21 protein-coding genes and 1 pseudogene are annotated in these 22,532 nt (G+C 70.6%); 17 read left to right on the forward strand and 5 right to left on the reverse strand.

The features are described from left to right. Positions 1-7 precede the first annotated feature (7 nt). On the reverse strand, positions 8-1,828 hold the full coding sequence (locus tag NP80_RS01795; RefSeq protein ID WP_006409499.1) for a thiamine pyrophosphate-requiring protein: 1,821 nt from the start codon (positions 1,826-1,828) through the stop codon (positions 8-10). A 146-nt stretch (positions 1,829-1,974) separates the two neighbouring features. Between NP80_RS01795 and NP80_RS01800 the strand changes: the two genes are divergently transcribed. From NP80_RS01800 to NP80_RS01855, 12 genes are all read left to right on the forward strand, one after another. Further along, positions 1,975-3,075 carry an enolase C-terminal domain-like protein gene (locus tag NP80_RS01800; RefSeq protein ID WP_006405139.1) on the forward strand — a complete coding sequence of 367 codons (1,101 nt, stop codon included), beginning with the start codon at positions 1,975-1,977 and terminating at the stop codon, positions 3,073-3,075. 34 nt (positions 3,076-3,109) lie between these two features. Continuing rightward, positions 3,110-3,964, forward strand: coding sequence for a hypothetical protein (locus tag NP80_RS01805; RefSeq protein WP_006405140.1), 855 nt, complete (start codon positions 3,110-3,112; stop codon positions 3,962-3,964). Continuing rightward, complete coding sequence (locus NP80_RS01810) at positions 3,961-4,611, forward strand: gluconate 2-dehydrogenase subunit 3 family protein (protein WP_006405141.1); 651 nt, start codon at positions 3,961-3,963, stop codon at positions 4,609-4,611. Before NP80_RS01805 ends, NP80_RS01810 begins: the two co-directional genes overlap by 4 nt. Next, entirely contained in the window at positions 4,601-6,271 is a 1,671-nt protein-coding gene (locus NP80_RS01815) for a GMC family oxidoreductase (protein ID WP_006405142.1), read from the forward strand. The genes NP80_RS01810 and NP80_RS01815 overlap by 11 nt, the downstream gene beginning before the upstream one ends. A gap of 109 nt (positions 6,272-6,380) precedes the next feature. Further along, a complete protein-coding gene (gene copM, locus NP80_RS01820) occupies positions 6,381-6,773 on the forward strand; it encodes a CopM family metallochaperone (RefSeq protein WP_006405143.1) in 393 nt (130 codons plus the stop codon). A gap of 42 nt (positions 6,774-6,815) precedes the next feature. Further along, on the forward strand, positions 6,816-8,243 hold the full coding sequence (locus NP80_RS01825; RefSeq protein WP_006405144.1) for a cytochrome ubiquinol oxidase subunit I: 1,428 nt from the start codon (positions 6,816-6,818) through the stop codon (positions 8,241-8,243). Continuing rightward, a complete protein-coding gene (locus NP80_RS01830) occupies positions 8,230-9,243 on the forward strand; it encodes a cytochrome d ubiquinol oxidase subunit II (RefSeq protein WP_006405145.1) in 1,014 nt (337 codons plus the stop codon). The genes NP80_RS01825 and NP80_RS01830 overlap by 14 nt, the downstream gene beginning before the upstream one ends. Positions 9,244-9,275: 32 nt before the next feature. Next, a complete protein-coding gene (locus NP80_RS01835) occupies positions 9,276-10,019 on the forward strand; it encodes an FRG domain-containing protein (protein WP_006405146.1) in 744 nt (247 codons plus the stop codon). Positions 10,020-10,447: 428 nt separating this feature from the next. Then, complete coding sequence (locus NP80_RS01840) at positions 10,448-10,960, forward strand: low affinity iron permease family protein (protein ID WP_006405147.1); 513 nt, start codon at positions 10,448-10,450, stop codon at positions 10,958-10,960. 100 nt (positions 10,961-11,060) lie between these two features. After that, entirely contained in the window at positions 11,061-11,612 is a 552-nt protein-coding gene (locus NP80_RS01845; RefSeq protein WP_006410068.1) for a hypothetical protein, read from the forward strand. 159 nt (positions 11,613-11,771) lie between these two features. Next, on the forward strand, positions 11,772-12,251 hold the full coding sequence (locus tag NP80_RS01850; RefSeq protein ID WP_045592856.1) for a BON domain-containing protein: 480 nt from the start codon (positions 11,772-11,774) through the stop codon (positions 12,249-12,251). Positions 12,252-12,495: 244 nt separating this feature from the next. Then, positions 12,496-12,978: a DUF1641 domain-containing protein gene (locus NP80_RS01855; protein WP_006405151.1), complete on the forward strand. Its 483-nt coding sequence runs from the start codon at positions 12,496-12,498 to the stop codon at positions 12,976-12,978. Here NP80_RS01855 and NP80_RS01860 read toward each other — a convergent pair. From NP80_RS01860 to NP80_RS01875, 4 genes are all read right to left on the reverse strand, one after another. Then, complete coding sequence (locus tag NP80_RS01860; protein WP_006405152.1) at positions 12,944-13,426, reverse strand: NUDIX hydrolase; 483 nt, start codon at positions 13,424-13,426, stop codon at positions 12,944-12,946. The genes NP80_RS01855 and NP80_RS01860 overlap by 35 nt on opposite strands. A 134-nt stretch (positions 13,427-13,560) precedes the next feature. Continuing rightward, on the reverse strand, positions 13,561-14,082 hold the full coding sequence (locus NP80_RS01865) for a ferritin-like domain-containing protein (RefSeq protein WP_006405153.1): 522 nt from the start codon (positions 14,080-14,082) through the stop codon (positions 13,561-13,563). Between the two features lie 62 nt (positions 14,083-14,144). Further along, entirely contained in the window at positions 14,145-15,062 is a 918-nt protein-coding gene (locus tag NP80_RS01870; RefSeq protein ID WP_006405154.1) for a manganese catalase family protein, read from the reverse strand. Positions 15,063-15,224: 162 nt separating this feature from the next. Then, complete coding sequence (locus NP80_RS01875) at positions 15,225-15,431, reverse strand: hypothetical protein (RefSeq protein WP_045592904.1); 207 nt, start codon at positions 15,429-15,431, stop codon at positions 15,225-15,227. 230 nt (positions 15,432-15,661) lie between these two features. On the opposite strand from NP80_RS01875, the gene NP80_RS01880 reads away from it, so the two are divergent. The 5 genes and pseudogenes from NP80_RS01880 to NP80_RS01900 all read left to right on the forward strand — a co-directional run bounded on the left by NP80_RS01880 (position 15,662) and on the right by NP80_RS01900 (position 22,422). Next, the gene (locus tag NP80_RS01880; RefSeq protein ID WP_045592907.1) at positions 15,662-17,065 is read left to right on the forward strand and encodes an HlyD family secretion protein; all 1,404 of its coding nucleotides are present in this window, start codon (positions 15,662-15,664) and stop codon (positions 17,063-17,065) included. Positions 17,066-17,152: 87 nt separating this feature from the next. Beyond that, positions 17,153-18,745 carry a DHA2 family efflux MFS transporter permease subunit gene (locus tag NP80_RS01885; RefSeq protein WP_006410205.1) on the forward strand — a complete coding sequence of 531 codons (1,593 nt, stop codon included), beginning with the start codon at positions 17,153-17,155 and terminating at the stop codon, positions 18,743-18,745. 1 nt (position 18,746) lies between these two features. After that, positions 18,747-20,558 (forward strand): efflux transporter outer membrane subunit, encoded by a 1,812-nt coding sequence (locus NP80_RS01890; protein WP_045592859.1) that lies wholly within the window; start codon positions 18,747-18,749, stop codon positions 20,556-20,558. Between the two features lie 323 nt (positions 20,559-20,881). After that, positions 20,882-21,160: pseudogene (locus tag NP80_RS01895) on the forward strand (hypothetical protein); the annotation flags it as partial. Between the two features lie 20 nt (positions 21,161-21,180). Then, positions 21,181-22,422 (forward strand): saccharopine dehydrogenase family protein, encoded by a 1,242-nt coding sequence (locus NP80_RS01900; RefSeq protein WP_006409529.1) that lies wholly within the window; start codon positions 21,181-21,183, stop codon positions 22,420-22,422. The last annotated feature ends 110 nt before the right edge of the window (positions 22,423-22,532 follow it).

Raw genomic sequence — 22,532 nt, forward strand, 5'->3', positions numbered from 1 at the left:
CGTGCGCTTACGATTCTTTCTTGCCGCCGCCGCGCTCGCCGTTGCCCGGCAATACGGCCGACAGCACCTGCCGCGCGGTTTCGACGATCACGTTATGCTCGCGCGAGTCGCCCTTGAGCAGCGTCTCCGCGAAATGCTTCGCCTGCTGCAGCGTGACGTGCGGCGGCAGCGGCGGCACCTCGGGGTCGCTCTTGACTTCGAGCACGACCGGCCGGTCCGACGCGAGCGCTTCGTCCCAGGCGGCGCCGAGCTGCGCCGGATCGTCGACGTAGATGCCCTTCAGCCCGAGCAGCGTCGCAAAGCGCGAGTAAGGCACGTTCGGAATCTGCTGCGACGCGTCGAACTTCGGATCGCCTTCCATCACGCGCTGCTCCCACGTGACCTGATTCAGATCCTCGTTGTTGAGCACCATGCAGATCCAGCGCGGATCCGCCCATGTGCGCCAGTATTTGGACACCGTGATCAGCTCGGCCATGTTGTTCATCTGCATCGCGCCGTCGCCGACCAGCGCGATCACGGGCCGCAGCGGATACGCGAACTTCGCGGCGATCGCGTACGGGACGGCCGCGCCCATCGACGCGAGGCCGCCGGACAGCGAACCCATCATCCCGCGGCGCATCGTCAGGTCGCGCGCGTACCAGTTCGCGCACGAGCCCGAATCGCTGGTCAGGATCACGTCGTCGGGCAGCCGCGGCGACAGTTCGGTGAACGCGCGCTGCGGGTTCACGCCGCGGCCGGGGCTCGCGCTCGCGGCGGCGCGCGCGGCGAGCGTGTCGCGCCATTCGTCGTTCCACTGCGCGATGCGCTCGCGCCACGCGGTGTCGTGCCGCGCGTTCAGCAGCGGCAGCAGCGCGCGCAGCGTCTCGGCGCTGTCGCCGACCAGATTGACCTCCATCGGAAAGCGCAGGCTCAGCATGTCGGCCTTCAGATCGATCTGCACGCCGCGCGCCTGACCTTCCTTCGGCAGGAATTCCGAATAGGGGAAGCCGGAGCCGACCATCAGCAGCGTGTCGCATTCGGTCATCAGCGAATAGCTCGGCTTCGTGCCGAGCAGCCCGATCGAGCCCGTGACCCACGGCAGATCGTCGGGCAGCGCGGCCTTGCCGAGCAGCGCCTTCGCGGCGCCCGCACCGAGCCGGTCCGCGACCGCGATCACCTCGTCGGTCGCGTGCAGCGCGCCCGCGCCGACCAGCATCGCGACCTTCGAACCGGCGTTCAGCACGTCGGCCGCGCGCTGCAGATCGTCCGCATAGGGCACGACCTTCGGCCGCGTATAGCCGACGCCCGAATGCACGGTGCCGTGCGCGCGCTTCGGCGCCGCATAGTCGAGCTCCTGCAGATCGTTCGGCAGCACGAGCGCGGTGACCGCGCGCGCGCCGAGTGCGGTGCGCACCGCGCGATCGACGAGGTGGCGCACCTGGCCCGGCACCGTCGCGAGTTGCACGAACGCGCCCGCGACGTCCTTGAACAGCGCCGGGAGATCGACCTCCTGCTGATAATGGCCGCCGAGCGCCGCGCGCGCCTGCTGGCCGACGATCGCGAGCACCGGCATATGATCGAGCCGCGCGTCGTACAGGCCCGTCACGAGGTGGGCGGCGCCCGGCCCCGACGTCGCGACGCAGACGCCGAGTTCGCCTGTAAATTTTGCATGCGCGGACGCCATGAAGGCCGCCATCTCCTCGTGTCGCGCCTGCACGAATTCGATCTTGCCCTCTGCGCGGTTCAGCGCACCGAAGAACCCGTTGATGCCGTCGCCCGGGTAGCCGTACACGCGGCGCACGCCCCAGTCGTACAGCCGTTCGACGATGAAATCCGCCACTGTCGCCATGCCGTTTCTCCTTGGTTCGCGGTGACCCGCACGCAACCTGCCGGTGCGCGCGGCGATGAACGTGCCGCGGCGCAAGCGGCGTGCCGCCCGAAGCTGACAGGTATGCAGGTTGCATGCGCGACGGCACGCAGCCACGGAGCGCGACGATGAGTCTTTCCGATGCGCCGACCCTCGGCGACGTGCGGGCGCGCGCGTATCGCGTGCCGACCGACCGGCCGGAGGCCGACGGCACCTATGCGTGGACCGCCACGACGATCGTGGTCGTCGAGATCGATGCGGGGCCCGTGACGGGGCTCGGCTACACGTACACCGATGCGAGTGCCGCGTCGCTCGCGACCTCGCTGCTCGCCGACGCGCTGCGCGGCCGTCCGCTCGCCGATGTGCCGGCTGCCGTCGACGCGCTGTGGCGCGCGGTGCGCAACATCGGCCGCGCAGGCGTGGCGGCGACCGCGATCTCGGCGCTCGACGTCGCGCTGTGGGACGCAAAGGCGAAGCTCGCCGGCGTGCCGCTCGCGACGCTGCTCGGCCGGCGCCGCGAACGCGTGCCGGTCTACGGCAGCGGCGGCTTTACCACGTACGACGCGGCGACGCTCGCCGCGCAGCTCCGCGGCTGGCGCGACGAAGGCATTCGCGCGTGCAAGATCAAGATCGGCGTGCAGGACGCGTGCGACGCCGCGCGGCTGCAGACCGCACGCGACGCGCTCGGCGCGGACGTCGAGTTGTTCGTCGATGCGAACGGCGCGTACTCGGCGCGCACCGCGCTCGCGTTCGCGGAGCGCGCCGCGCGCTACGACGTCCGCTGGTTCGAGGAGCCGGTCAGCAGCGACGATATCGCGGGGCTGCGGTTCGTGCGCGAGCATGTCGGCGCGCGCGTCGACGTCGCGGCCGGCGAATACGCGTATACGCCCGACGACTTCCGGCGCCTGCTCGAAGCCGGCGCGGTCGACGTGCTGCAGGCCGACGCGACGCGCTGCGGCGGCGTCAGCGGGTTTCTCGCGGCGGGCGCGCTCGCCGACGCGTATCACGTCGACCTGTCCGCGCATTGCGCACCCGCATTGCATCGGCACGTCGGCTGCGTCGCGCCGCGCATGCGGCACGTCGAATGGTTTCACGATCACGTGCGCATCGAACGCATGCTGTTCGACGGCGCGCCGCCGCTGATCGACGGTGCGCTCGAGATCGACGCGGGACGGCCGGGCGTCGGTCTCGAACTGAGGACGGCCGATGCGCAACGTTATGCGATCTGAACGACCTGAACGACCGGAAGGACCAGGAGGCACGATGCGCGTTTTCCGCCCGCCCGCGACCGCGCGCGACGAGCAGCTGCTGCGCGATGCCGCGCGGCTGCTGAACCGCAGCGCGCTGCTGCTGGCCGGCTCGGTATTGGCCGACAGCGGCGTCGAGCACTATCGCGGCACGTTTCACAACCGCGCGATGGTCGCGCCGCTCGTGATGTCGACGCTGTCGGTGATCGCGAGCGTGCACGGTCACGCGGACGACACACCCGCGCGACACCGGCTGCGCGATGCCGTGCATGTCGCGTCCGCGGCGACCGGCCTCGCCGGTTCCGCATTCCATCTGTACAACGTGACGAAGCGCGTGGGCCGCTTCAGCTGGCACAACCTGTTCTACGGCGCGCCGCTCGGCGCACCGGTCGCGCTGCTGCTGTCCGGCGCGCTCGGCGCGGCCGGCGAACGGATGCGCGACTCGCCGGCCGCCGCGCCGTGCATCGGCGGCCGCCCTGCGGGCCGTGTGCTCGCAGGGCTCGTCGCCGCGGGGCTCGTCGGCACGCTCGGCGAGGTCGGCCTGCTGCATTTTCGCGGCGCGTTCCAGCATCGCGCGATGTTCGCGCCGCTGATCGCGCCGCCGGTCGCCGCGCTCGCGGCCGCGCACGTCGCGCTGTCGCGCCCGCGCGCCGCTCGACCGTTCTGCCGGTTCTGGATGCGCGCGACCGCGCTGCTCGGGCTCGTCGGCGTCGCGTTCCATACGCGCGGCGTCGCGCGGCAAATGGGCGGCTGGCGCAACTGGTCGCAGAACGTGCTGTCGGGTCCGCCGCTGCCTGCGCCGCCGGCGTTTACGGCACTCGCGATCGCGGGCCTGGCGGCGACGGCGCTGGCCGAACGGGAGGGACGATGAAGCGCGAGAACGAGCGCGCGGCCGTGCTGCCGCGCTATCCCGATTACGACGTGCTCGCGAAACGCGACACGCCGTCGTGGAACGACGCGACGCGTCGCGCGATCGACGCGCGGCTCAAAGTCGCGGCCACCGCGCCGCGCGCGCTCGACGCCGAGCGGTTTGCGACGCTGCGCGCACTCTGCGCGCGGATTGTGCCGCAGCCGGCCGGCAGCGATGCGATACCGACCGCCGCGCTCGTCCATGCGCGGCTCGCGAACGACGAAGGCGACGGCTTTCGCGACGCGCGGCTGCCGCCGCTGCGCGACGCGTGGCAGATCGGCCTCGCGGCGCTCGACGCGATGGCACATCGCGCGCATCGCGCGTCGTTCGCATCGCTCGACGGCGACACGGCCGACGCGCTGTTGCGCGCGGTGCAGCGCGGCGAGATCGATGCCGCGGATCGCGGCGCCTGGGCCGGCATGGACGCGCGCACGTTCTTCACGAAACGCGTGCTGATGGACGTCTGCGGTGCGTACTACAGCCATCCGTACGCATGGAACGAGATCGGCTTCGGCGGCCCCGCGAGCCCGCGCGGCTACGTGCGGATGGACTTCAATCGGCGCGACCCGTGGGAAGCGCGCGTCGGAGGCGACGACGATGGCCGCTGACGCGCCGCTGTCCGCGACGACGCCGCGCGGCTGCGACGGCCGTGCACCGGACCCGCTGCGCATTGGCGGCTGGATGCCGATGCGCATGTTTCGCGACGACGATCCGGTCGACTTCGTGATCGTCGGCACCGGCGCCGGCGGCGGCACGCTCGCGTGCAAGCTCGCCGAATACGGCTATTCGGTCGTCGCACTCGACGCGGGCGCGTGGTGGCGGCCGCTCGAGGAGTTCGCATCGGACGAGTCGCATCAGCGCAAGCTGTTCTGGACCGACGAACGCATCTGCGACGGCGCCGATCCGCTGACGCTCGGCACCAACAACAGCGGCCGCGCGATCGGCGGCAGCACCGTGCACTTCGCGATGGTGTCGCTGCGGTTTCGTCCCGAATGGTTCCGCTCGCGTAGCGCACTCGGCTACGGCGTCGACTGGCCGCTCGACTGGCGCGAGATGTGGCATTACTACCGCGAGGTCGAGCAGGCGCTGAAGATCAGCGGCCCGGTCCGCTATCCGTGGGGGCCGCCGCGCCCGCGCTATCCGTATCGCGCGCACGAACTGAACGCCGCCGCGCTGGTGCTCGCGCGCGGCGCCGAGGCGCTCGGCATGGACTGGGCGCCGACGCCGCTCGCCACGCTGTCCGCGCCGCGCGGCCGCGCGCATCCGTGCGTGTATCGCGGCTTCTGCATCGCCGGCTGCGCGACGAACGCGAAGCAGAGCGCGCTCGTCACGTGGATTCCGCGTGCGGTGTCCGCGGGCGCCGAAGTGCGCGACCTCGCGATGGCGTTGCGCATCGAGGCCGAAGGCGATCGCGTGACGGGCGTGCACTATCGCCGCGACGGCCGCACGCGATTTCAGCGCGCGCGCAACGTCGTGGTGGCGGGCTATGCGATCGAGAGCCCGCGGCTGCTGCTGCTGTCCGCGAACGGCCGCCATCCGCAAGGGCTCGCGAACAGCTCGGGCCTCGTCGGCCGCTATCTGATGGCGCAGCTGAACCAGGCGTCGTGGGGGACGATGGACGACGAGGTGCGCTGGTACAAGGGGCCGCCGTCGTTGTCGCTGACCGAGCACTGGAACTACGTCGACGAAGGCAAGGACTTCTTCGGCGGCTACTGCTGGATGAGCCAGGGGCCGCTGCCGATCGAATGGGCGCGCAAGCTCGCGTCGCGCGGGCTGTGGGGCGATGCGCTCAAGCGCGAGATGGCGCGCTACAACTTCCAGGCGGGGCTGAAGATCGTCGGCGAGACGCTGCCGCGCGCGGACAACCGCGTGACGCTCGCCGACGAGCGCGACGCGTACGGGCTGCCGGTCGCACGCGTGACCTACGCGTACGACCACAACGACCGGCGCATGATCCGCCACGCGCTCGCGCAGATGTCGCGCGCGCTCGAGGCGGCCGGCGCGCGCGACATCTGGCACGAAGAGGACGACACCTGCCATCTCGCCGGTACCGTGCGCATGGGCGACGATCCGGCGACGAGCGTCGTCGATGCCGATTGCCGGAGCTGGGACATCCCGAACCTGTGGGTCTGCGACGGCTCCGTGTTTCCGACCGTCGGCGGCGTGAATCCGTCGCTGACGATTCAGGCGATCGCGTGCCGTACCGCCGATCGCATCCGCACGCTCGTCGCGCGCGGCGAAGGACACGCGCGTGCGCGGCGTCGCTGAACGGCCGCGCGATCGCGATCGGCGTGCCGCCAGCACGCGGGCACGGTGCCTGCGCGCCTCGCGCCGGGCCGCGCACCGCGCCGCCTTTCATTCGACAAGGAGGTTGGTCATGCCGATTCATTCCCACCGATTCGTCCGCCCGCTGCGCTGTGCGGCCGCCTGCGCGGCGCTCGCGGCGCTCGCGGCCGCGATGCCGGCCGCCGCGCAGCTGCGGCCGACCGACCCGACCGTCGTGCCCGACTCGTCGACGCAGGCCTTCCAGCGCGCGGACCACCGGATGATGGAAGCGATGGACGCCGCGCGCTATACGGGCGACGCCGATCGCGATTTCGTCTCGCATATGGCGCCGCATCACCAGGGTGCGATCGACATGGCGCAGGTCGAGCTGAAATACGGCAAGGATCCGACGCTGCGGCAGCTCGCGAGCCGCATCGTCGCCGCGCAGCGCGACGAGATCGCGCTGATGGAGCGCTGGCAGAAGGCGCACGGCGCGACGCCGTGAGCGCGCATGGCGACCGCGCCGTCGCGCCTGACCGGAGGTCCCATGGACATCGATGCATTGCTGCTGTCGCGATTCCAGTTCGCCTGGGTGATCGCGTTTCATATCCTGCTGCCCGCGTTCACCGTCGGGCTGTCGTGCTTCATCGCGACGCTCGAGGTGCTGCACTGGGCGACGCGGCGTACGGTGTATCTGCGGCTGTCGACGTTCTGGCTGCGAATTTTCGCGGTGTCGTTCGGCATGGGCGTCGTATCGGGCATCGTGATGCCGTTCCAGTTCGGCACGAACTGGAGCCGGTTCGTCGCGGCGACGTCGAACGTCGTGGGCGGCTTCATGGCGTACGAAGTTCTGACCGCGTTCTTTCTCGAGTCGGCGTTTCTCGGCGTGCTGCTGTTCGGCCGCCGGCGCGTGCCGCCGTGGGCGCATGCGATGTCGGCCGTGCTGGTCGCGCTCGGCACGCTGCTGTCGTCGTTCTGGATTCTCGCGGTGAACAGCTGGATGCAGACGCCGACCGGCTACCGGATCGTCGACGGACGCTTCTATCCGGACAGCATGCTGTCGGTACTGCTGAGCCCGTCGTTCCCGTTCCGGCTCGCGCATACGGTCACCGCGTTTCTCGTCACGACCGCGTTCGTCGTGCTCGCGGTCGGCGCGCACTATCTGCTGCAGCGGCGCGCGCCCGACGAAAGTCGCGTGATGGTCCGCATGGGGCTATGGTTCCTGACGATCGCCGTGCCCGTGCAGATCGCGCTCGGCGACGCGCACGGCCTCAACACGCTGGCACATCAGCCGGTGAAGCTCGCGGCGATGGAAGGGCTGTGGGACACCGGCCGCGGCGTGCGCGCGACGCTGTTCGCGTGGCCCGATCAGGCGCGCGAGACGAATCGCTTCGAGGTGTCGATTCCGCGCCTCGGCAGCCTGTATCTGACGCACGACTGGAACGGGCTCGTGCACGGGCTGAAGGACTGGCCGCGCGACCAGCGGCCGTCGGTGCCGGTCGTGTTCTTCGCGTTCCATCTGATGGTCGGGCTCGGCATCGTGATGCTCGCGATCGTCGTGCGCGGGCTCACGCTGTGGCGCAGACGCAGGCTGTACGCGGCACGCGGCTGGCTGCACGCGTGCCGTCTGGCGATGCCCATCGGTTTCCTCGCGGTGCTCGCGGGCTGGACGACGACTGAAGCCGGCCGGCAGCCGTGGACCGTGTACGGGCTGATGCGCACGGCCGACTCGGTCACGCCGTCGCTGACGACGGGCGACGTCGCGCTGTCGTTCGCGCTCTATGCGATCGGCTATCTGGCGATCTTCGGCGCGGGCTTCGTGCTGCTGCGCCGGCTCGTGCGGCTCGGGCCCGACACGGCGCCCGCGCATGCGGGAACGCCGGGCGCGGCCGTCTCGGAGCGGCCCGCGCGGCCGCTGTCGGCCGTGTCGGACAGCGGCGCGCAACCACCGGGAGCAAATGATGACAGGGCTTGATCTCGTACCGCTGTGGGCCGGTGTGCTCGCGCTGTCGGTGCTGATGTACGTGCTGCTCGACGGCTTCGATCTCGGCGTCGGGATGCTGTTCTTCTGGCGCCGCGACGAAGCGGAGCGCGACCGCATGATCGCGTCGGTATCGCCGGTGTGGGACTTCAACGAAACCTGGCTCGTGCTCGGCAGCACGCTGCTGCTTGCCGCGTTTCCGGGCGCGTTCTCGGTCGTCGTGCCGGGCGTCTACTTTCCGGTGCTGCTGATGCTGCTCGGGCTGCTGTTTCGCGGCGTCGCGTTCGAGTTTCGCGGCGTGGTCGGCGCGCGCAAGCGGCTCTGGAGCGGGGCGTTCGCGTGCGGCTCGCTTGTGGCGACCGCCGCGCAGGGCGCGGTGCTCGGCATGTTCGTGCAGGGCTTTCGCGTCGTCGACGGGCGTTTCGCCGGCACGAGCTGGGACTGGGTCGCGCCGTTTCCGCTGCTGACCGCGGCGGGGCTCGTCGTCGGCTATCTGCTGCTCGGCGCCACCTGGCTCGTGATGAAGACCGAAGGGCCGCTGCAGCTCGCCGCGCGGCGAGCCGCGCGCCACGCACTGATCGGCGTGATCGTGTTCATCGTCGCGGTCAGCATCTGGACGCCGCTCGCCGATCCGGCGATCGCCGCGCGCTGGTTTGCCTGGCCGAACCTGCTGTTCTTCTCGCCGGTGCCGGTGCTGACGGCGCTGCTCGCGTGGCTCGCCTGGCGCGCGCTGCACGGCCGCGGCGAGGTGCTGCCGTTCGTCGCGTCGATCGGGCTGTTCTTTCTCGGCTTCTCGGGACTCACGATCAGCCTGTGGCCGCACGTCGCGCCGCCGTCCGTGACGCTGTGGTCGGCCGCGTCGGCGCAGATGTCGCAGGAATTCCTGATGATCGGCACCGCGTTCATGCTGCCGGTGCTGCTGATGTATGTGGGCTGGTCGTACTGGGTGTTCCGCGGCAAGGTGCGCGGCGACGTCGGGTACGAGCATATGTGACGGCCGCGGCCGACGAAAAGGGGAGACGACGGATGGCAGGTGAACGCGCACGCGACGCGGGCGAAGCGATCGACAGCGTCGCCGACTACATGACGCGCATCGCCGCGCAGGACGACGGCCGCGCCGCGCGGCTCTTTCGCGGGCAGTGCAACGCGGGCTGGGCGCTCGCGCCGAGCATCGCGCGCGGGCGCTCGACGCCCGATATCGAAGCGCGGATGCTCGACGAATTCATGCGCAGTGCGCTGCCGCATCTCGAACCGGCGCCGAATCTCGACGCGTGCGACTGGCTCGCGATCGCGCAGCAGCACGGGATGCGCACGCGCTTGCTCGACTGGTCCGGCAGCGCGCTCGCCGCGCTGTGGTTCGCGGTCAGGAGCGCGTCGGAGGCGGGCGTCGACGGTGTCGTCTGGTGCCTGCGTCACGATGCGGACGACATCGCGACGATCGCCGAGCGGCGCGCGCCGCTCGGTGTCACGCGCACGAAAGTGTTCCGGCCGCGCCATGTGATGCCGCGCATCACCGCGCAGGACGGGTGGTTCACGATCCATAGCTACGACGCCGATGCGCAGTGCTTCGCGCCGCTCGACGAACAGCCGGACTTCGCGGGGCGCCTCACGCGCATCGTCGTGCCGGGCGAGCGGTTCGCCGCGATCCGGCATGAGCTTGCGCGCGTCGGAATTAGCGTCGCGACGATCTTTCCGGATCTCGACGGCATCGCGCAGTGGACCGACACGCGGTACTTCCCGGACGACGAGGATACGCACGCGCCGCGGTGAGGGTGCAGAGGATGCATGCGGCGCATACGGCGCGGCACGGCACGGCGCGCGCATCGCGCAAACCATGCAAACCGCCACATCGCATACGCTCCGAACGCCCGCACAGCACGCAGCACGCAGCACGCAGCACGCAGCACGAAGCACGAAGCACGAAGCACGAAGCACGAAGCACGAAGCACGAAGCACGAAGCACGAAGCGCGAAGTGCGAAGTGCGAAGTGCGAAGTGCGAAGCGCGTGGCGCATCGGCGCATCGGCGCATCGGCGCATCGGCGCATCGGCGCATCGGCGCATCGGCGCATCGGCCCGGGCATGCCGGTTGCTTCATACAGCGTCGACGCCCGCATCGGGACCGTACCCCGCGCCACTACGTTGCCGCGGCGCGCGGTCCGCGTGCGGGTGCGCTTACTTGTTCCATCCGGGAGGTGTCATGCGCGAAGCGAACGATTCATCCCGCGTCCGGCCGGACGCGGCCGACCGTCACGGGACCGACCGCGCGTCGGCCCCGCATCCCGTCACGCGCGCGTTCGAGCGCTTCGCGTCCGGCGTCACGGCGTGGGCCGGCTCGCCGATCGCGTTCGGCTCGGCCGTCGCCGTGACGCTGCTGTGGCTCGTCAGCGGGCCGCTGTTTCACTATTCCGACGCGTGGCAGCTCGTGATCAACACGGGTACGACGATCATCACGTTCCTGATGGTGTTCCTGCTGCAGCGGAACCAGAACCGCGACAGCGTCGCGCTGCATCTGAAGCTCGACGAACTCGTCGCGGCGACGCGTTCCGCGAGCGACCGGCTGATCGGGATCGAGGATGCGTCGGAGGAGGAGCTGAATCAGCTCGCGCAGGCGTACATGAAGCTCGCGAAGCGGGCGGGCACGCGCGAAGGCCTCGAAGAGGATTGCGCACGCGTGCGCGACATGGCCGACGCGCCGCGGGACGCGTCGTGACGAACGCGCTTTTCGGCACCGCCGCATCGCGCGTGCGCGCCCGACATCCGCATTTTTCAAGCGTTTGTCATTTCGTTCGGCGCGCTGCGAACGCGTACCGATGAGCGCGACCGAACTCGCGGACGGCTATCTGCGCTTCTTCGTGCTGCCGCTCTGGATCGCGGCCGGCTTCGTCGACTGGCTCTGCCATCGACGCTCGCAGATCGCCTCGACGTCGGGCGTGCGCGAGTCGCTGCTGCATGTCGCGCAGCTCGTCGAGGTCGGCATTCCGCTGCTCGTCGCGCTGCTGTTCGAAATCGATCTGACCGTGCTCGCGCTGATGGCGGCCGGTTTCGTGCTGCACGAGTTCACCGCGCTGGCCGACGTCCGCTTCGCCGTGTCGCGGCGCGACGTGTCGCCGTTCGAGCAGCACGTGCACAGCTTTCTCGAAATGATGCCGCTCGTCGCGCTCTCGCTGATCGCGTGGATCGTGCTGCCCGCACGGTTGCGCGACGGCGTGCACGCGGCCGACTTCGCCCTGCGCTGGCGGCCGACCGAGCCGCTTTACATCGTCGTACTGCTCGCGGCCGTGCTCGTGTTCGCGGTGATTCCGTATGCGGAGGAGTGCGTGCGCGGCTGGCGGTATGCGCGGCGGCACGCGGCATCGCGCTGAGTGCTGTCTGGCGTATACCGAGCGCGCGACGCGGATTGCGCCGCCGATGCAGCGCGTGCAGCCGCGGCAGCTTGTGCGGCTCGCGCACGATCGAGGAACGGCGCGTGCTGCGTAGGCGGCGAAGCCCGGCCGTCCCCGGGTATTGCGCACGGTGTTGCCATGGAATCCCAGACTCGTCTGAAACCGCTGATGAATCTTGCTGCGGCCGTCGCATGCGGCGCGGTCGCGATGTACTTTCTCGATCCGGCGTCGGGCCGCCGCCGACGTGCGTACGTCTGCGACAAGGCCGCGGCCGGCGGACACGGCGTCGTCGACTATGCGAGCAATTGCGCGAAACAGGCGACCGATCGCGCGCGCAGTGCGATCGCGGGTCTGCGCGAGCACTGGCAGCCCGAGCATGCGGACGACGCGCTGATCGCGGCGCGCGTGCGCGCCGAACTCGCGCGGCTCACCGGTCGTCCGCACGACATCGACGTGAGCGTCGAGGACGGCCATGTGCGGCTGAGCGGCGCGATCGACGAAGCCGAGCGGCAGGCGATCGTCGACGGCGTGTCGGCCGTCGACGGCGTGCGGACCGTCGACGACGGGCTCGGCACGCGCAGCGAGTACCGCGCAGACGCGGGCGACGGCGCGAGCTGATGCGCCCCGGCGCGGCGGCGTGCGCGACACTCGCGCGCCGCCGCCCGCCCGCGTGCGCCCGCGCCGGGCGAGCGCAACCTTGCGTTGTGCGACGATCTCTCGCAGCGTCGCACCGCGTCCCGCCCGCACGGCGCCGCGCCGGCGCGTCCGCGCGCCGGACGCGCCGTCATTCGCCCCGCGGCGCACCTGCCGCGGGTGTTCCTGTCGCGCCGCACGCGGCGGCGCCCGTTCCGGAGAACAGCCGATGGCCGAACGCCTGCCTGACGATACGACACCCCCTCCTTCCGAACCGAATGCGCACGACGCACTCGAACGCCTGCTCGGCAGCCTGCACCGTCACGGCTTCCTGCGTTTCGCGAACGACGTGGTCAGCGCGAACGCGAAGATCGCCGAGGTGCTGGTCGGCGCGCTCGACAAGCCCGGCACGCAGACCGGCGTGCAGAATCTCGCGATGCTCGTGATGGCGCTCTCGCGCGTGCCGCCCGAACAGTTCGGCAAGACGATGTTCGCGGCCGCCGACGCACTGCGCCACATCGGCGCGTGGCAGCCGGCCGAGCACGAACATGTCGCGCCGGGCGTGCGCGGCGTCTACCGGCTGCTCAACGACGACGCGCTGTGGGAAGCGATCACGCCGCTGCTCGAAGGGCTGAAGGTGTTCGCGCAGGGGCTTGCGCGCGAGCCCGAGCAATCGGTCACGGCGCTGACCGGGAAGGCGGACGGCGCGTAAGCGCGGGTGCGTCCGCGCTCGCGACGTCGCGCAGCTGCGCGAGCTGACGCACGATGCGCTGTGTCGGCGTGCTGGCCGGCCAGCGCGCCACCGCGTCGATCGGCACCCAGCGGCACAGCGCGATCTCGCGGCCGGGGCACGCATGCATGCCGGCCGGCAGATCGACGACGAACACGTGATGGCGTTTCACATTGCCGTCGACGTAGAAGAAATACGCGAGGTCGAGCCCCGTCAGTCCCGTTTCCTCGTGCAGCTCGCGATGCGCGGCGTCGAGCGCGGACTCGCCGCGGCGAATCACGCCGCCCGGCAGCGTCCAGCGCGACGACGGCCGGCGCGCGACCAGCAGAACGCGGCCGTTGCGATGACAGAGTACCGTCGCGCGTTCCTTCGCCAGCGGCGCGAGCGGGACCGCGCGAACGGGAAAGTCGGCGGGATCGGGCAGTTTCATGTCGGGTAGCGGACAGGCGGCGGGGGCATTCATGGCGGAGCATCGCGCAAGCCGCGTGCCTGCCGCGGCGGCCCGCCGAGCGGGGGCGAGCGGCCGGTCGCACGCGCCGCGGCGGCGCGGCCGGCCGCGACCGCTCAGCGTTTCGCCGTCGTGTTCGGACGCATCTCGCGCGCGAGATACGTGCGCACGACGCCCGCCATGTTGTGCTCGAGCCAGGCCGCCATCGCCTGCTCTTCGGGCAGGATCCGCTCGCAGATCGTCTGCGTCTCGACGTCGCCGGCCACGCGCGCGGCCTCGATCAGGTTGCGGTACGCGGCGATCTCGAAGTGCTCGAACATGTAGCTCGCCATGCCGCCCTTGACGATCTCGTCCGACACGAACATCCCCGACATGCCCTGCACCCAGGCCATCGTCTTTGCGCCGAGATCCTTCACGGTCGACACCGAGCCGCCGCGCCGCTCGATGCAGCTGCGGATCAGCCGCGCCTGTTCGCGCGTTTCCTCGATGTGCTGCTCGATGCGCCGCTTGAGGTCCGGATAATGTTCGATCCGGCCGGCCATCGACGACAGCATCGTCTCGGCCTGTTCCTCCATCGCATGCGCGTCGCGCAGCCATTCCATCAACCGCTCGTCTACTACGTTCGCTTCGCTTGCCATGCCTCGTTCTCCTGTCGTTTCGGTGAATGCGGGCCGAGGCGCGCGTACGCGCCCCTTGTGCGTTACACGCCCGGCGTGCCGGACACCGGCGGCACCGGCGATGTCGTGCTGTCGTGCGGTGCACCGGCGCCGAGCTCGGCACCGGTCGTCGGATCGCAGTTCGGGTCGGACGCGAGCCGGCGCGCCATCGCTTCGAGCGCCTGCGACTGCGTCGGATCGACTGCGCCCGTCGCGAGGCCGTCGCCGCCGTCGACGGCCGGCTCGCCACGCCGCACCGACAGCGCATCGCCGCGATTCCACGGGCCCGGCATCGGCTCCGCGCCTTCCTGCATCCGGAAGTACACGCGGTCGTACGGCTCCATCGGCGGCAGCTTGCCGGGCGGGAAGTTCGCGGTGATCGCGTAGAGCGCCTTCTCGAACGACTTCTGGTGCGACACTTCGCGCGTCATCAGGAAGCCGAGCGCTTCGCGCACGCTCGGATCGTCCGACACGTTGATCAGCCGTTCGTAGATGATCTTCGCGCGCGCCTCGGCCGCGATGTTCGAGCGCAGATCGGCGGTCGGCTCGCCGATCGTGTCGATGTACGCGGCGCTCCACGGCACCGCGCCCGAATTCGTCAGCGGCGAACCGGCGCCGTACAGCAGCTGCGTCACGTGGCTGTCGTTGCCCGCGCCGTTCAGCTTGCGGTACAGCTCGGCCTGTTCGTCGACTGCTTCCGCGAGCTCGCCCTTCGCGCCGCGGTTCAGCATCGCGACGAGCGAGCCGATCACTTCCAGGTGGCTCAGCTCCTCGGTCGCGATGTCGAACAGCATGTCCTTGCGGCCCGGATCTTCCTCGGTGATCGCCTGCGTGAAGTAGCGCATCGCGGCGGCGAGTTCGCCCTGCGGTCCGCCGAACTGTTCGAGCAGCAGGTTGGCGAGACCGGGGTTCGGCGCGTCGACGCGCACCGTGTACTGCAATCGGGTGTTGTGAATGAACATGAAGCCTCCGTGTGAAAGTGGACGACGGTTGCGCCGGATGCCGAGCACGTCGCGGGCCCGTAGTGCGGCGCGCGCCGCGCGGGCGGCCGTGGCCGCGTGCGTCCGCGGTTTTTCAACGCGTTGTCATTTCTGCTGACGTGTCGCCGGGCGCGCGGCCGTCCGTCAGGGCTTGCCAGCGGCGCGGTCGCCGTGATCGGCCGGTTGCACGCCGGGCAGCGCATCGGCCGGCTGCGGCTTGCCTTCGGCCGGATCGCGCGCGCTGCGCGGCGGCGGCGTCGCGGTGCCGCCGCGCTTGCCTTCGGGGCCCGGCGTGCTGTCGCCGCGATCTTCGCCGCGCGTATCGGTGTCGAGCGGGCTGGGACGGGTCATCGAATGCCTCCTGTCGGAACGGGACGGATTCGCGCGCATCGCGCGTGCCGGCTGCGCGACGCCGCGCGGCCGGTGCAACCGTCGTTGTAAAAAATGCGCGTCGGAGCGGCTGCCGCGTCGTCGGTGCGACATGGATAGGAGCCGGGCAGGCGCGGCACTTGCTTCGATCGCGCGCCATGAGGCCCGCGCGCACGTCGGTGCGCACGGGTTGCACACAGGAGCGCCGTTCGATGTCCGAGGTCACCGTGTCCCCGTTGCCCGATCGCCTGCGAGACCGCGTCGCGCCGACGCGCGCTTCGCCGCTCGCGCGACGGCAGGCGCGGACGCGCACCGCGCGCGGCGTCCGGCGTCGCGCAAGCGCGCGCACGGCCGATGCGCCGCTCGACCGCGAGCCGGGCGGCGCGCCCGTGCGCGTCGCGCGTGCCGGCGACGACGATGCCGGCCGCGGCAGCGGAACCGGCAGCGGACACGGCGAGCCGCGCGGCGAGCGCGACGCCGACGCACCGGGCGGCGGCGGTGGAGACAGGCATCCGCACGACGATCGCGGCGGCCGCACCGGCGGCGACGGCGATGGCGCGGGAGACGGCGGCGAACGCAAGCGGCCGGGCCGCAAGCCGCTGATCATCCTCGGCGCGATCGCGTTGTTGATCGTCGTCGGCGGGCTCGTGTGGTGGTTCGCGACGCGCAATCAGGAGAGCACCGACGATGCGTACACGGACGGCAATGCCGTCGCCGTCGCGCCGCACGTGTCGGGCTACGTGACGCGCCTCGCGGTCGACGACAACGTCTACGTGCATCGCGGCGACGTGCTCGTCGAGATCGATCCGCGCGACTACCGCGCACAGGTCGACGCGGCGCGCGCGCAGCTCGGTCTCGCCGAGGCGCAGCTCGACGCGGCCCGCGTGCAGCTCGACATCGCGCGCGTCCAGTATCCGGCGCAGTACCGGCAGGCGCGCGCGCAGATCGAATCGGCGGAGGCCGCGTACCGGCAGGCGCTGGCCGCGCAGGCGCGGCAGCGCGCGGTCGATGTGCGCGCGACCTCGCAGCAGGCGATCGACGCGGCCGACGCGCAGCGCGCGAGCGCCGACGCGAACGTCGCGATGGCGCAGGCGCAGGCGCGCACCGCGAGCCTCGTGCCGCAACAGATCCGGCAAGCCGAAACGGTCGTCGAGGAGCGCCGTCAGCAGGTCTTGCAGGCGCGCGCGCAGCTCGAGCAGGCGGAGTTGAATCTCGCGTACTGCACGATGCGCGCGCCGTCGGACGGCTGGGTCACGCGCCGCAACGTGCAGCTCGGTTCGTTCCTGCAGCCCGGTACGTCGATCTTCTCGATCGTGACGCCGCGCGTGTGGATCACCGCGAACTTCAAGGAGTCGCAACTGAAGCGGATGCGCGTCGGCGATCGCGTCGACGTGTCGGTCGACGCGTATCCCGATCTCGATCTGCACGGTCACGTCGACAGCATCCAGCTCGGCAGCGGCTCGCGGTTTTCCGCGTTCCCGGCCGAGAACGCGACCGGCAACTTCGTCAAGATCGTCCAGCGTGTGCCGGTGAAGATCGTGCTCGACGATCCGCTGCCGCGCAATCCGCCGCTCGGCCTCGGCCTGTCGGTCGAGCCGACCGTCCATCTGAAATGACCGGCCGCCGCTGCATGCGGCGCGCCGCGCACGGAGCGCAACGATGTCCGACCTTCGACTGCCGTTCATCCGAGCGGCCCTCGGCCGATGAACCGGCCCGCCGATCAGGCGGCGGCACCCGGCGGCGACTGGCGGCCGGCCGCGAATCCGTGGCTCGTCGCCGTCGTGGTCACGCTCGCCGCCTTCATGGAAGTGCTCGACACGACGATCGTCAACGTCGCGCTGCCGCACATCGCGGGGACGATGTCCGCGAGCTACGACGAGGCCACCTGGACGCTCACGTCGTATCTGGTCGCGAACGGGATCGTGCTGCCGATCTCCGGGTTTCTCGGCCGGCTGCTCGGACGCAAGCGCTACTTCGTGCTCTGCATCGCCGCGTTCACCGCGTGCTCGTTCCTGTGCGGCATCGCGACGAACCTCGGCGAGCTGATCGTGTTCCGCGTGCTGCAGGGCTTGTTCGGCGGCGGGCTGCAGCCGAACCAGCAGTCGATCATCCTCGACACGTTTCCGCCCGAGCAGCGCAACCGCGCGTTCTCGGTGTCGGCGATCGCGATCGTCGTCGCGCCGGTGCTCGGGCCCACGCTCGGCGGCTGGATCACCGATCACTTCTCGTGGCGCTGGGTGTTCCTGCTCAACGTGCCGATCGGCGTGCTGACCGTGCTCGCCGTGATGCAGCTCGTCGAGGATCCGCCGTGGCGACGCGGCGCGGTGCGCGGGCTGTCGGTCGACTACGTCGGGATCGGCCTGATCGCGATCGGGCTCGGCTGCTTGCAGGTCATGCTCGATCGCGGCGAGGACGAGGACTGGTTCGGCTCGACGTTCATCCGGACCTTCGCGGTGCTGTCCGCACTCGGGCTCGTCGGCGCGACGCTCTGGCTGCTGCGCACGAGGAAGCCCGTCGTCGATCTGTCGTGCCTGCGCGATCGCAACTTCGCGCTCGGCTGCGTGACGATCGCGACGTTCGCGGCCGTGCTGTACGGCAGCGCGGTGATCGTGCCGCAGCTCGCGCAGCAGCATCTCGGCTACACGGCGACGCTCGCCGGTCTCGTGCTGTCGCCGGGCGCGCTGCTGATCACGCTCGAGATTCCGCTCGTGAGCCGGCTGATGCCGCACGTGCAGACGCGCTATCTCGTCGGCTTCGGCTTCGTGCTGCTCGCGTTCGCACTGGCCTATTCGCGCATGCTCGTGCCCGACATCGACTATCGGCATCTGGTGATGATTCGCTGCGCGCAGTCGCTCGCGATCGGCTTCATGTTCGTGCCGATCACGACGCTCGCGTATCTGACCGTGCCGCAGCGGCTGAACGACGATGCGTCGGCGCTGTTTACGATGTTCCGCAACGTCGCCGGGTCGATCGGCATCTCGGTGTCGACTGCGCTGATTCGCGAACGCACGCAGGCACGCATGGCGCATCTGTCCGCGCATACGTCGCCGCTGTCGCAGAACTTCCAGGACGCGCTGCATGCGAACGCGCGAGCGATCGCGGAGCTGTCGGGCGGCACGCCGGCGGCCGCGCTGCAGACCGCGAACGGCCGGCTCTACGAGACCTTCGTGTCGCAGGCGACGATCCTCGCGTATATCGACGTATTTGCGCTGCTCGCGGTGTTTTGTGCCGCGTGCATTCCGCTGACATTCCTGTTTTCGCCGGTGAAGGCCGCACGCGCCGGAGGAGGGCATTGACATGACGACGTGCGACGCCGCCCGCCGCAGCCGCCGGCCGCGCGCGCTGCGCCGTGCGACCGCCGCGGCTGCCGCGGTCGCCGGCACGCTGCTGGGCGCATGTACGGTCGGCCCGGATTTCACACCGCCGCGCGCCGACGTGCCCGCGGGCTGGCATGCGCTGCAGCGCGCCGACGCGGCCGCGCCTGCGTCGGGCGCGCGCGCGCCGGCTTCCACGCCGACGACGGACGCCGATCCCGATCCGCGCTGGTGGCGCGCGTTCGGCGATCCGCTGCTGGACCGGCTCGTCGAACGCGCGGCGCGCGACAACCTCGACGTGCAGGCCGCGGTGCTGCGCATTGCGCAGGCGCGTGCGCAGGTGCGTGCCGCCGCCGCGCAGGGCTTGCCCGACGTGCGCGCAAGCGCGAGCTATCAGCGCGAGCAGCTCGGCCTGAAGGGGTTCGTCGAAGATCAAGGGTTGGACCGGCAGATCGACCGGCTCGGCGCGCCCGGTTCGCCGCTCGACCGGCTCGGGGCGGGCACCGGCGCGGCCGTGCAGCAGCGTGCGCGCGGCGCGCTCGATGCGCTGGAATCGCCGGTCAACCTGTGGCAGGCCGGCTTCGACGCGTCGTGGGAGCTCGATCTGTTCGGACGCGTGCGGCGTGCGGTGGAGGCGGCCGATGCGCAGGCGGGTGCGGCCGTCGCGAGCCACGACGACGCACTGCTGTCGCTCGAAGCGGAGGTCGCCCAGACCTATCTGCAGCTGCGCGGTGCGCAGACGCAGCGCGCGCTCGCCGACGAACTCGTGCGTGCGCAGCGCGAACTGCGCGATCTGACGCGCGAGCAGGCCGCACACGGCCTGGCGAGCGACCTCGACGTGCGCAGCGCCGACGCGCGGCTCGCCCAGTTGCGTGCGCAACTACCGAAGTTCGATCAGCAGATCGTGCTGCTGAAGAACGGGCTTGCCTATCTGGTCGGCGGTGCGCCGGGCGCGCTCGACGACTGGCTCGACACGCCGCGTGCGCTGCCGGGCGTGCCGCCCGCCGTGCCGGTCGGCCTGCCGTCGACGCTCGCGCGCCGCCGGCCCGACATCCGGCGCGCGGAAGCCGACCTGCACGCGGCGACGGCCGACGTCGGCGTCGCGGTCGCGCAGTTCTATCCGGACGTGTCGCTGACCGGGCAAGTCGGGCTGCGCGCGACACATGTGCGCGAACTCGCGCACTGGTCGCATCTGTTCTATGCGTTCGGGCCTGCGGTGTCGCTGCCGATTTTTTCGGGCGGCGCGCTGGTGTCGAACCTGCGGCTCACGCAGGCGCGTCAGGCGGAGGCGGCGCTCGCGTATCGGCAGACCGTGCTCGTCGCGCTGCGCGACGTCGACAATGCCCTCGCCGTGTACCGCACCGACCAGACGCGCGCAGCCGCGCTCGACGATGCCGTGCGCGCGGAGCAGGGCGCGCTGGAACTCGCGCGCGATCGTTACCGCAAGGGGCTGTCGCCGTTTCTCGACGTGCTGGACGCGGAGCGGCAATGGTCGGAAGGGCGTCAGCAGGCCGTGCAGGGCGCGCTGCAGACGACGACCGATCTCGTCGCGCTGTACAAGGCGCTCGGCGGGGGTTGGCGGGAGGGGGATGGCGGGCGTGATGGTGTGGCGCGTGCTGATGCTCGGCGTGTCGATGCTTCGCATGTCGATGCTGCGCGTGCCGATGCTCCGCATGCCGATGCTCCGCATGCCGATGCTGCGCGTGCCGATGCTCCGCATGCCGATGCTTCGCGAACCGATGCTTCGCGAACCGATGCGGCGGCGCGCGACGCGCAGGCGCCCGCGCAACCGTAGCCGTGCGCGGGGGCGCGCGCTGCGTCATGCTGCGCCGATACCGGCGCGTGCTGCATGCATCGGCGATGCTGCTGGACGACCAGCGCGCAGCGGCGACACGCGCGGCTCGGGCGCCTTGCCGCGGCTAAGCCGGCGCAACTGGAACTTCACCGCGGCCCACCGACGCCGATTGCGCCACGCGCGCGCCGCGCCGAGGCGTTCCTCTAATGCAGGTCCTTGACCTTGAAGTGAAGTTCAAGCCTAGAGTGCCGGCTGAGGGTCTTTGAGCCCGCGGGCTCGCGGTGTAGTGCCTGCCGCGACGAATCAGCGAGGAGAGGCAGGACATGGACATACGCACCGGCACCACGCCAGTCGGCTTCGGGCCGCACACGGTCGACGTGCCCGCCGGCGGCTACTACGACCGCTTCCGGATGAATCCGGATCTCGACGACTTCGCGCGCGACCCGGCCGCCGGCAATGTCGCCTTCTTCCGGCGCATTCCAAAGCGCATCGTGGAGTCGTCGCTCGGCGCCATCCGGGCGCCGAATTTCTACTACCGTTCCGGCAGCGTGCAACTGCTGTTCGTCGCGCCGCTCGTAGCGCTGAGCGCGCGTTATCCCATCGTGTCGCCAAGGAATCATCGATGACCCACCCCTCCTACGACCTCGTGGTGTTCGGCGCGACGAGCTTCGTCGGCCAGATCCTCACGCGCCATCTGGCCGAACATCTCTCGAGCGGCGCCGACACGCTGCGCTGGGCGATTGCCGGCCGCTCCGAAGCGAAGCTTGCGCAGTTGCGCGATTCGCTCGGCGACGCGGCGCGCACGCTGCCGATCCTCGTCGCCGACGCGTCCGACGACGCGCAGCTCCAGACGCTCTGCGCGCAGACGCGCGTCGTCGTGTCGACCGTCGGCCCCTATGCGCTGTACGGCGAGCCGCTCGTGCGCGCCTGCGCGCAAAGCGGCACCGACTATTGCGATTTGACCGGCGAGACGCAGTGGATCAAGCGCATGATCGACCGATACGAAGCAGCCGCCACGCAGTCGGGCGCGCGCATCGTGCACTGCTGCGGCTTCGATTCGATTCCGTCGGATCTTGGCGTGTACGTCCTTCAGCAACGCGCGCTGCACGAATGGGGCGCGCCGGCCGAGCACGTGACGATGCGCGTCAAGACCCTGAAGGGCAGCGCGTCGGGCGGAACGGTCGCGAGCATGATCAATGTCGTTCGCGAGGCCGCGGCCGATCCGGCACTGCGCCGCATGCTGCTCGATCCGTATGCGTTATGCCCGCGCGATCATCGCTTCACGGTGCGTCAGCATGCGGTCCGGTCGGCCGAGTTCGATCGCGATTGCGACGCGTGGATCGCGCCGTTCGTGATGGCGGCCGTCAACGAGCGCGTCGTACACCGTTCGAACGCGCTGGCCGGCGACGCATACGGCAACGGCTTCCGCTACGACGAAGCGATCGTGACGGGGCACGGTATCTGCGGGAGCGTCGTTGCGCGGGCGACCGTCGTCGCGCTGGGCGCATTCATGGCCGGCGTGCTCGTGAAGCCCGTGCGCAGCGCGATGGAGCGTTTCCTGCTGCCGAAGCCCGGCGAAGGGCCGAGCCTCGCTGCCCAGCGCGCGGGCTGCTTCGATCTGCGCTTCTTCGGTCACGCACCGGACGGGCGGATCGTGCGCCTGAAGGTGACCGGCGATCGCGATCCCGGTTATGGGTCGACGGGCAAGATGCTCGGGCAGGCGGCGATCTGTCTCGCGCTCGACTGCCGCGCAGGCAGCGACCGCACGCGCGGCGGCGGGTTCTGGACGCCCGCGACGATGTTCGGCGAGCGGCTCGTCGACCGGCTCGTGCGGCATGCGGGCTTGCGTTTCGACGCGATCTGAGCCGATTCCGCAACGACGTGTGCGGTGCCGATGCGGCACCACCGCGCACCGCTGCGACGCGTCGCGAAATCGCCGGCCGATGCGGCACCGATGGGCCGGCGCATGCGTTG

The sequence above is a fragment of the Burkholderia multivorans ATCC BAA-247 genome (genome assembly GCF_000959525.1).
GTDB classification, from domain to species: Bacteria; Pseudomonadota; Gammaproteobacteria; order Burkholderiales; family Burkholderiaceae; genus Burkholderia; species Burkholderia multivorans.

What these genes read in the sequence shown, in the direction of transcription:
- NP80_RS01855 (WP_006405151.1), top strand. Translation starts at nt 12,496, where the DNA reads ATGGCCGAACGCCTGCCTGACGATACGACACCCCCTCCTTCCGAACCG.
- NP80_RS01850 (WP_045592856.1), top strand. Translation starts at nt 11,772, where the DNA reads ATGGAATCCCAGACTCGTCTGAAACCGCTGATGAATCTTGCTGCGGCC.
- copM (WP_006405143.1), top strand. Translation starts at nt 6,381, where the DNA reads ATGCCGATTCATTCCCACCGATTCGTCCGCCCGCTGCGCTGTGCGGCC.
- NP80_RS01870 (WP_006405154.1), bottom strand. Translation starts at nt 15,062, where the DNA reads ATGTTCATTCACAACACCCGATTGCAGTACACGGTGCGCGTCGACGCG.
- NP80_RS01825 (WP_006405144.1), top strand. Translation starts at nt 6,816, where the DNA reads ATGGACATCGATGCATTGCTGCTGTCGCGATTCCAGTTCGCCTGGGTG.
- NP80_RS01840 (WP_006405147.1), top strand. Translation starts at nt 10,448, where the DNA reads ATGCGCGAAGCGAACGATTCATCCCGCGTCCGGCCGGACGCGGCCGAC.
- NP80_RS01835 (WP_006405146.1), top strand. Translation starts at nt 9,276, where the DNA reads ATGGCAGGTGAACGCGCACGCGACGCGGGCGAAGCGATCGACAGCGTC.
- NP80_RS01805 (WP_006405140.1), top strand. Translation starts at nt 3,110, where the DNA reads ATGCGCGTTTTCCGCCCGCCCGCGACCGCGCGCGACGAGCAGCTGCTG.
- NP80_RS01795 (WP_006409499.1), bottom strand. Translation starts at nt 1,828, where the DNA reads ATGGCGACAGTGGCGGATTTCATCGTCGAACGGCTGTACGACTGGGGC.
- NP80_RS01885 (WP_006410205.1), top strand. Translation starts at nt 17,153, where the DNA reads ATGAACCGGCCCGCCGATCAGGCGGCGGCACCCGGCGGCGACTGGCGG.
- NP80_RS01815 (WP_006405142.1), top strand. Translation starts at nt 4,601, where the DNA reads ATGGCCGCTGACGCGCCGCTGTCCGCGACGACGCCGCGCGGCTGCGAC.
- NP80_RS01810 (WP_006405141.1), top strand. Translation starts at nt 3,961, where the DNA reads ATGAAGCGCGAGAACGAGCGCGCGGCCGTGCTGCCGCGCTATCCCGAT.
- NP80_RS01890 (WP_045592859.1), top strand. Translation starts at nt 18,747, where the DNA reads ATGACGACGTGCGACGCCGCCCGCCGCAGCCGCCGGCCGCGCGCGCTG.
- NP80_RS01860 (WP_006405152.1), bottom strand. Translation starts at nt 13,426, where the DNA reads ATGAAACTGCCCGATCCCGCCGACTTTCCCGTTCGCGCGGTCCCGCTC.
- NP80_RS01830 (WP_006405145.1), top strand. Translation starts at nt 8,230, where the DNA reads ATGACAGGGCTTGATCTCGTACCGCTGTGGGCCGGTGTGCTCGCGCTG.
- NP80_RS01880 (WP_045592907.1), top strand. Translation starts at nt 15,662, where the DNA reads ATGTCCGAGGTCACCGTGTCCCCGTTGCCCGATCGCCTGCGAGACCGC.
- NP80_RS01865 (WP_006405153.1), bottom strand. Translation starts at nt 14,082, where the DNA reads ATGGCAAGCGAAGCGAACGTAGTAGACGAGCGGTTGATGGAATGGCTG.
- NP80_RS01845 (WP_006410068.1), top strand. Translation starts at nt 11,061, where the DNA reads ATGAGCGCGACCGAACTCGCGGACGGCTATCTGCGCTTCTTCGTGCTG.
- NP80_RS01800 (WP_006405139.1), top strand. Translation starts at nt 1,975, where the DNA reads ATGAGTCTTTCCGATGCGCCGACCCTCGGCGACGTGCGGGCGCGCGCG.
- NP80_RS01875 (WP_045592904.1), bottom strand. Translation starts at nt 15,431, where the DNA reads ATGACCCGTCCCAGCCCGCTCGACACCGATACGCGCGGCGAAGATCGC.
- NP80_RS01900 (WP_006409529.1), top strand. Translation starts at nt 21,181, where the DNA reads ATGACCCACCCCTCCTACGACCTCGTGGTGTTCGGCGCGACGAGCTTC.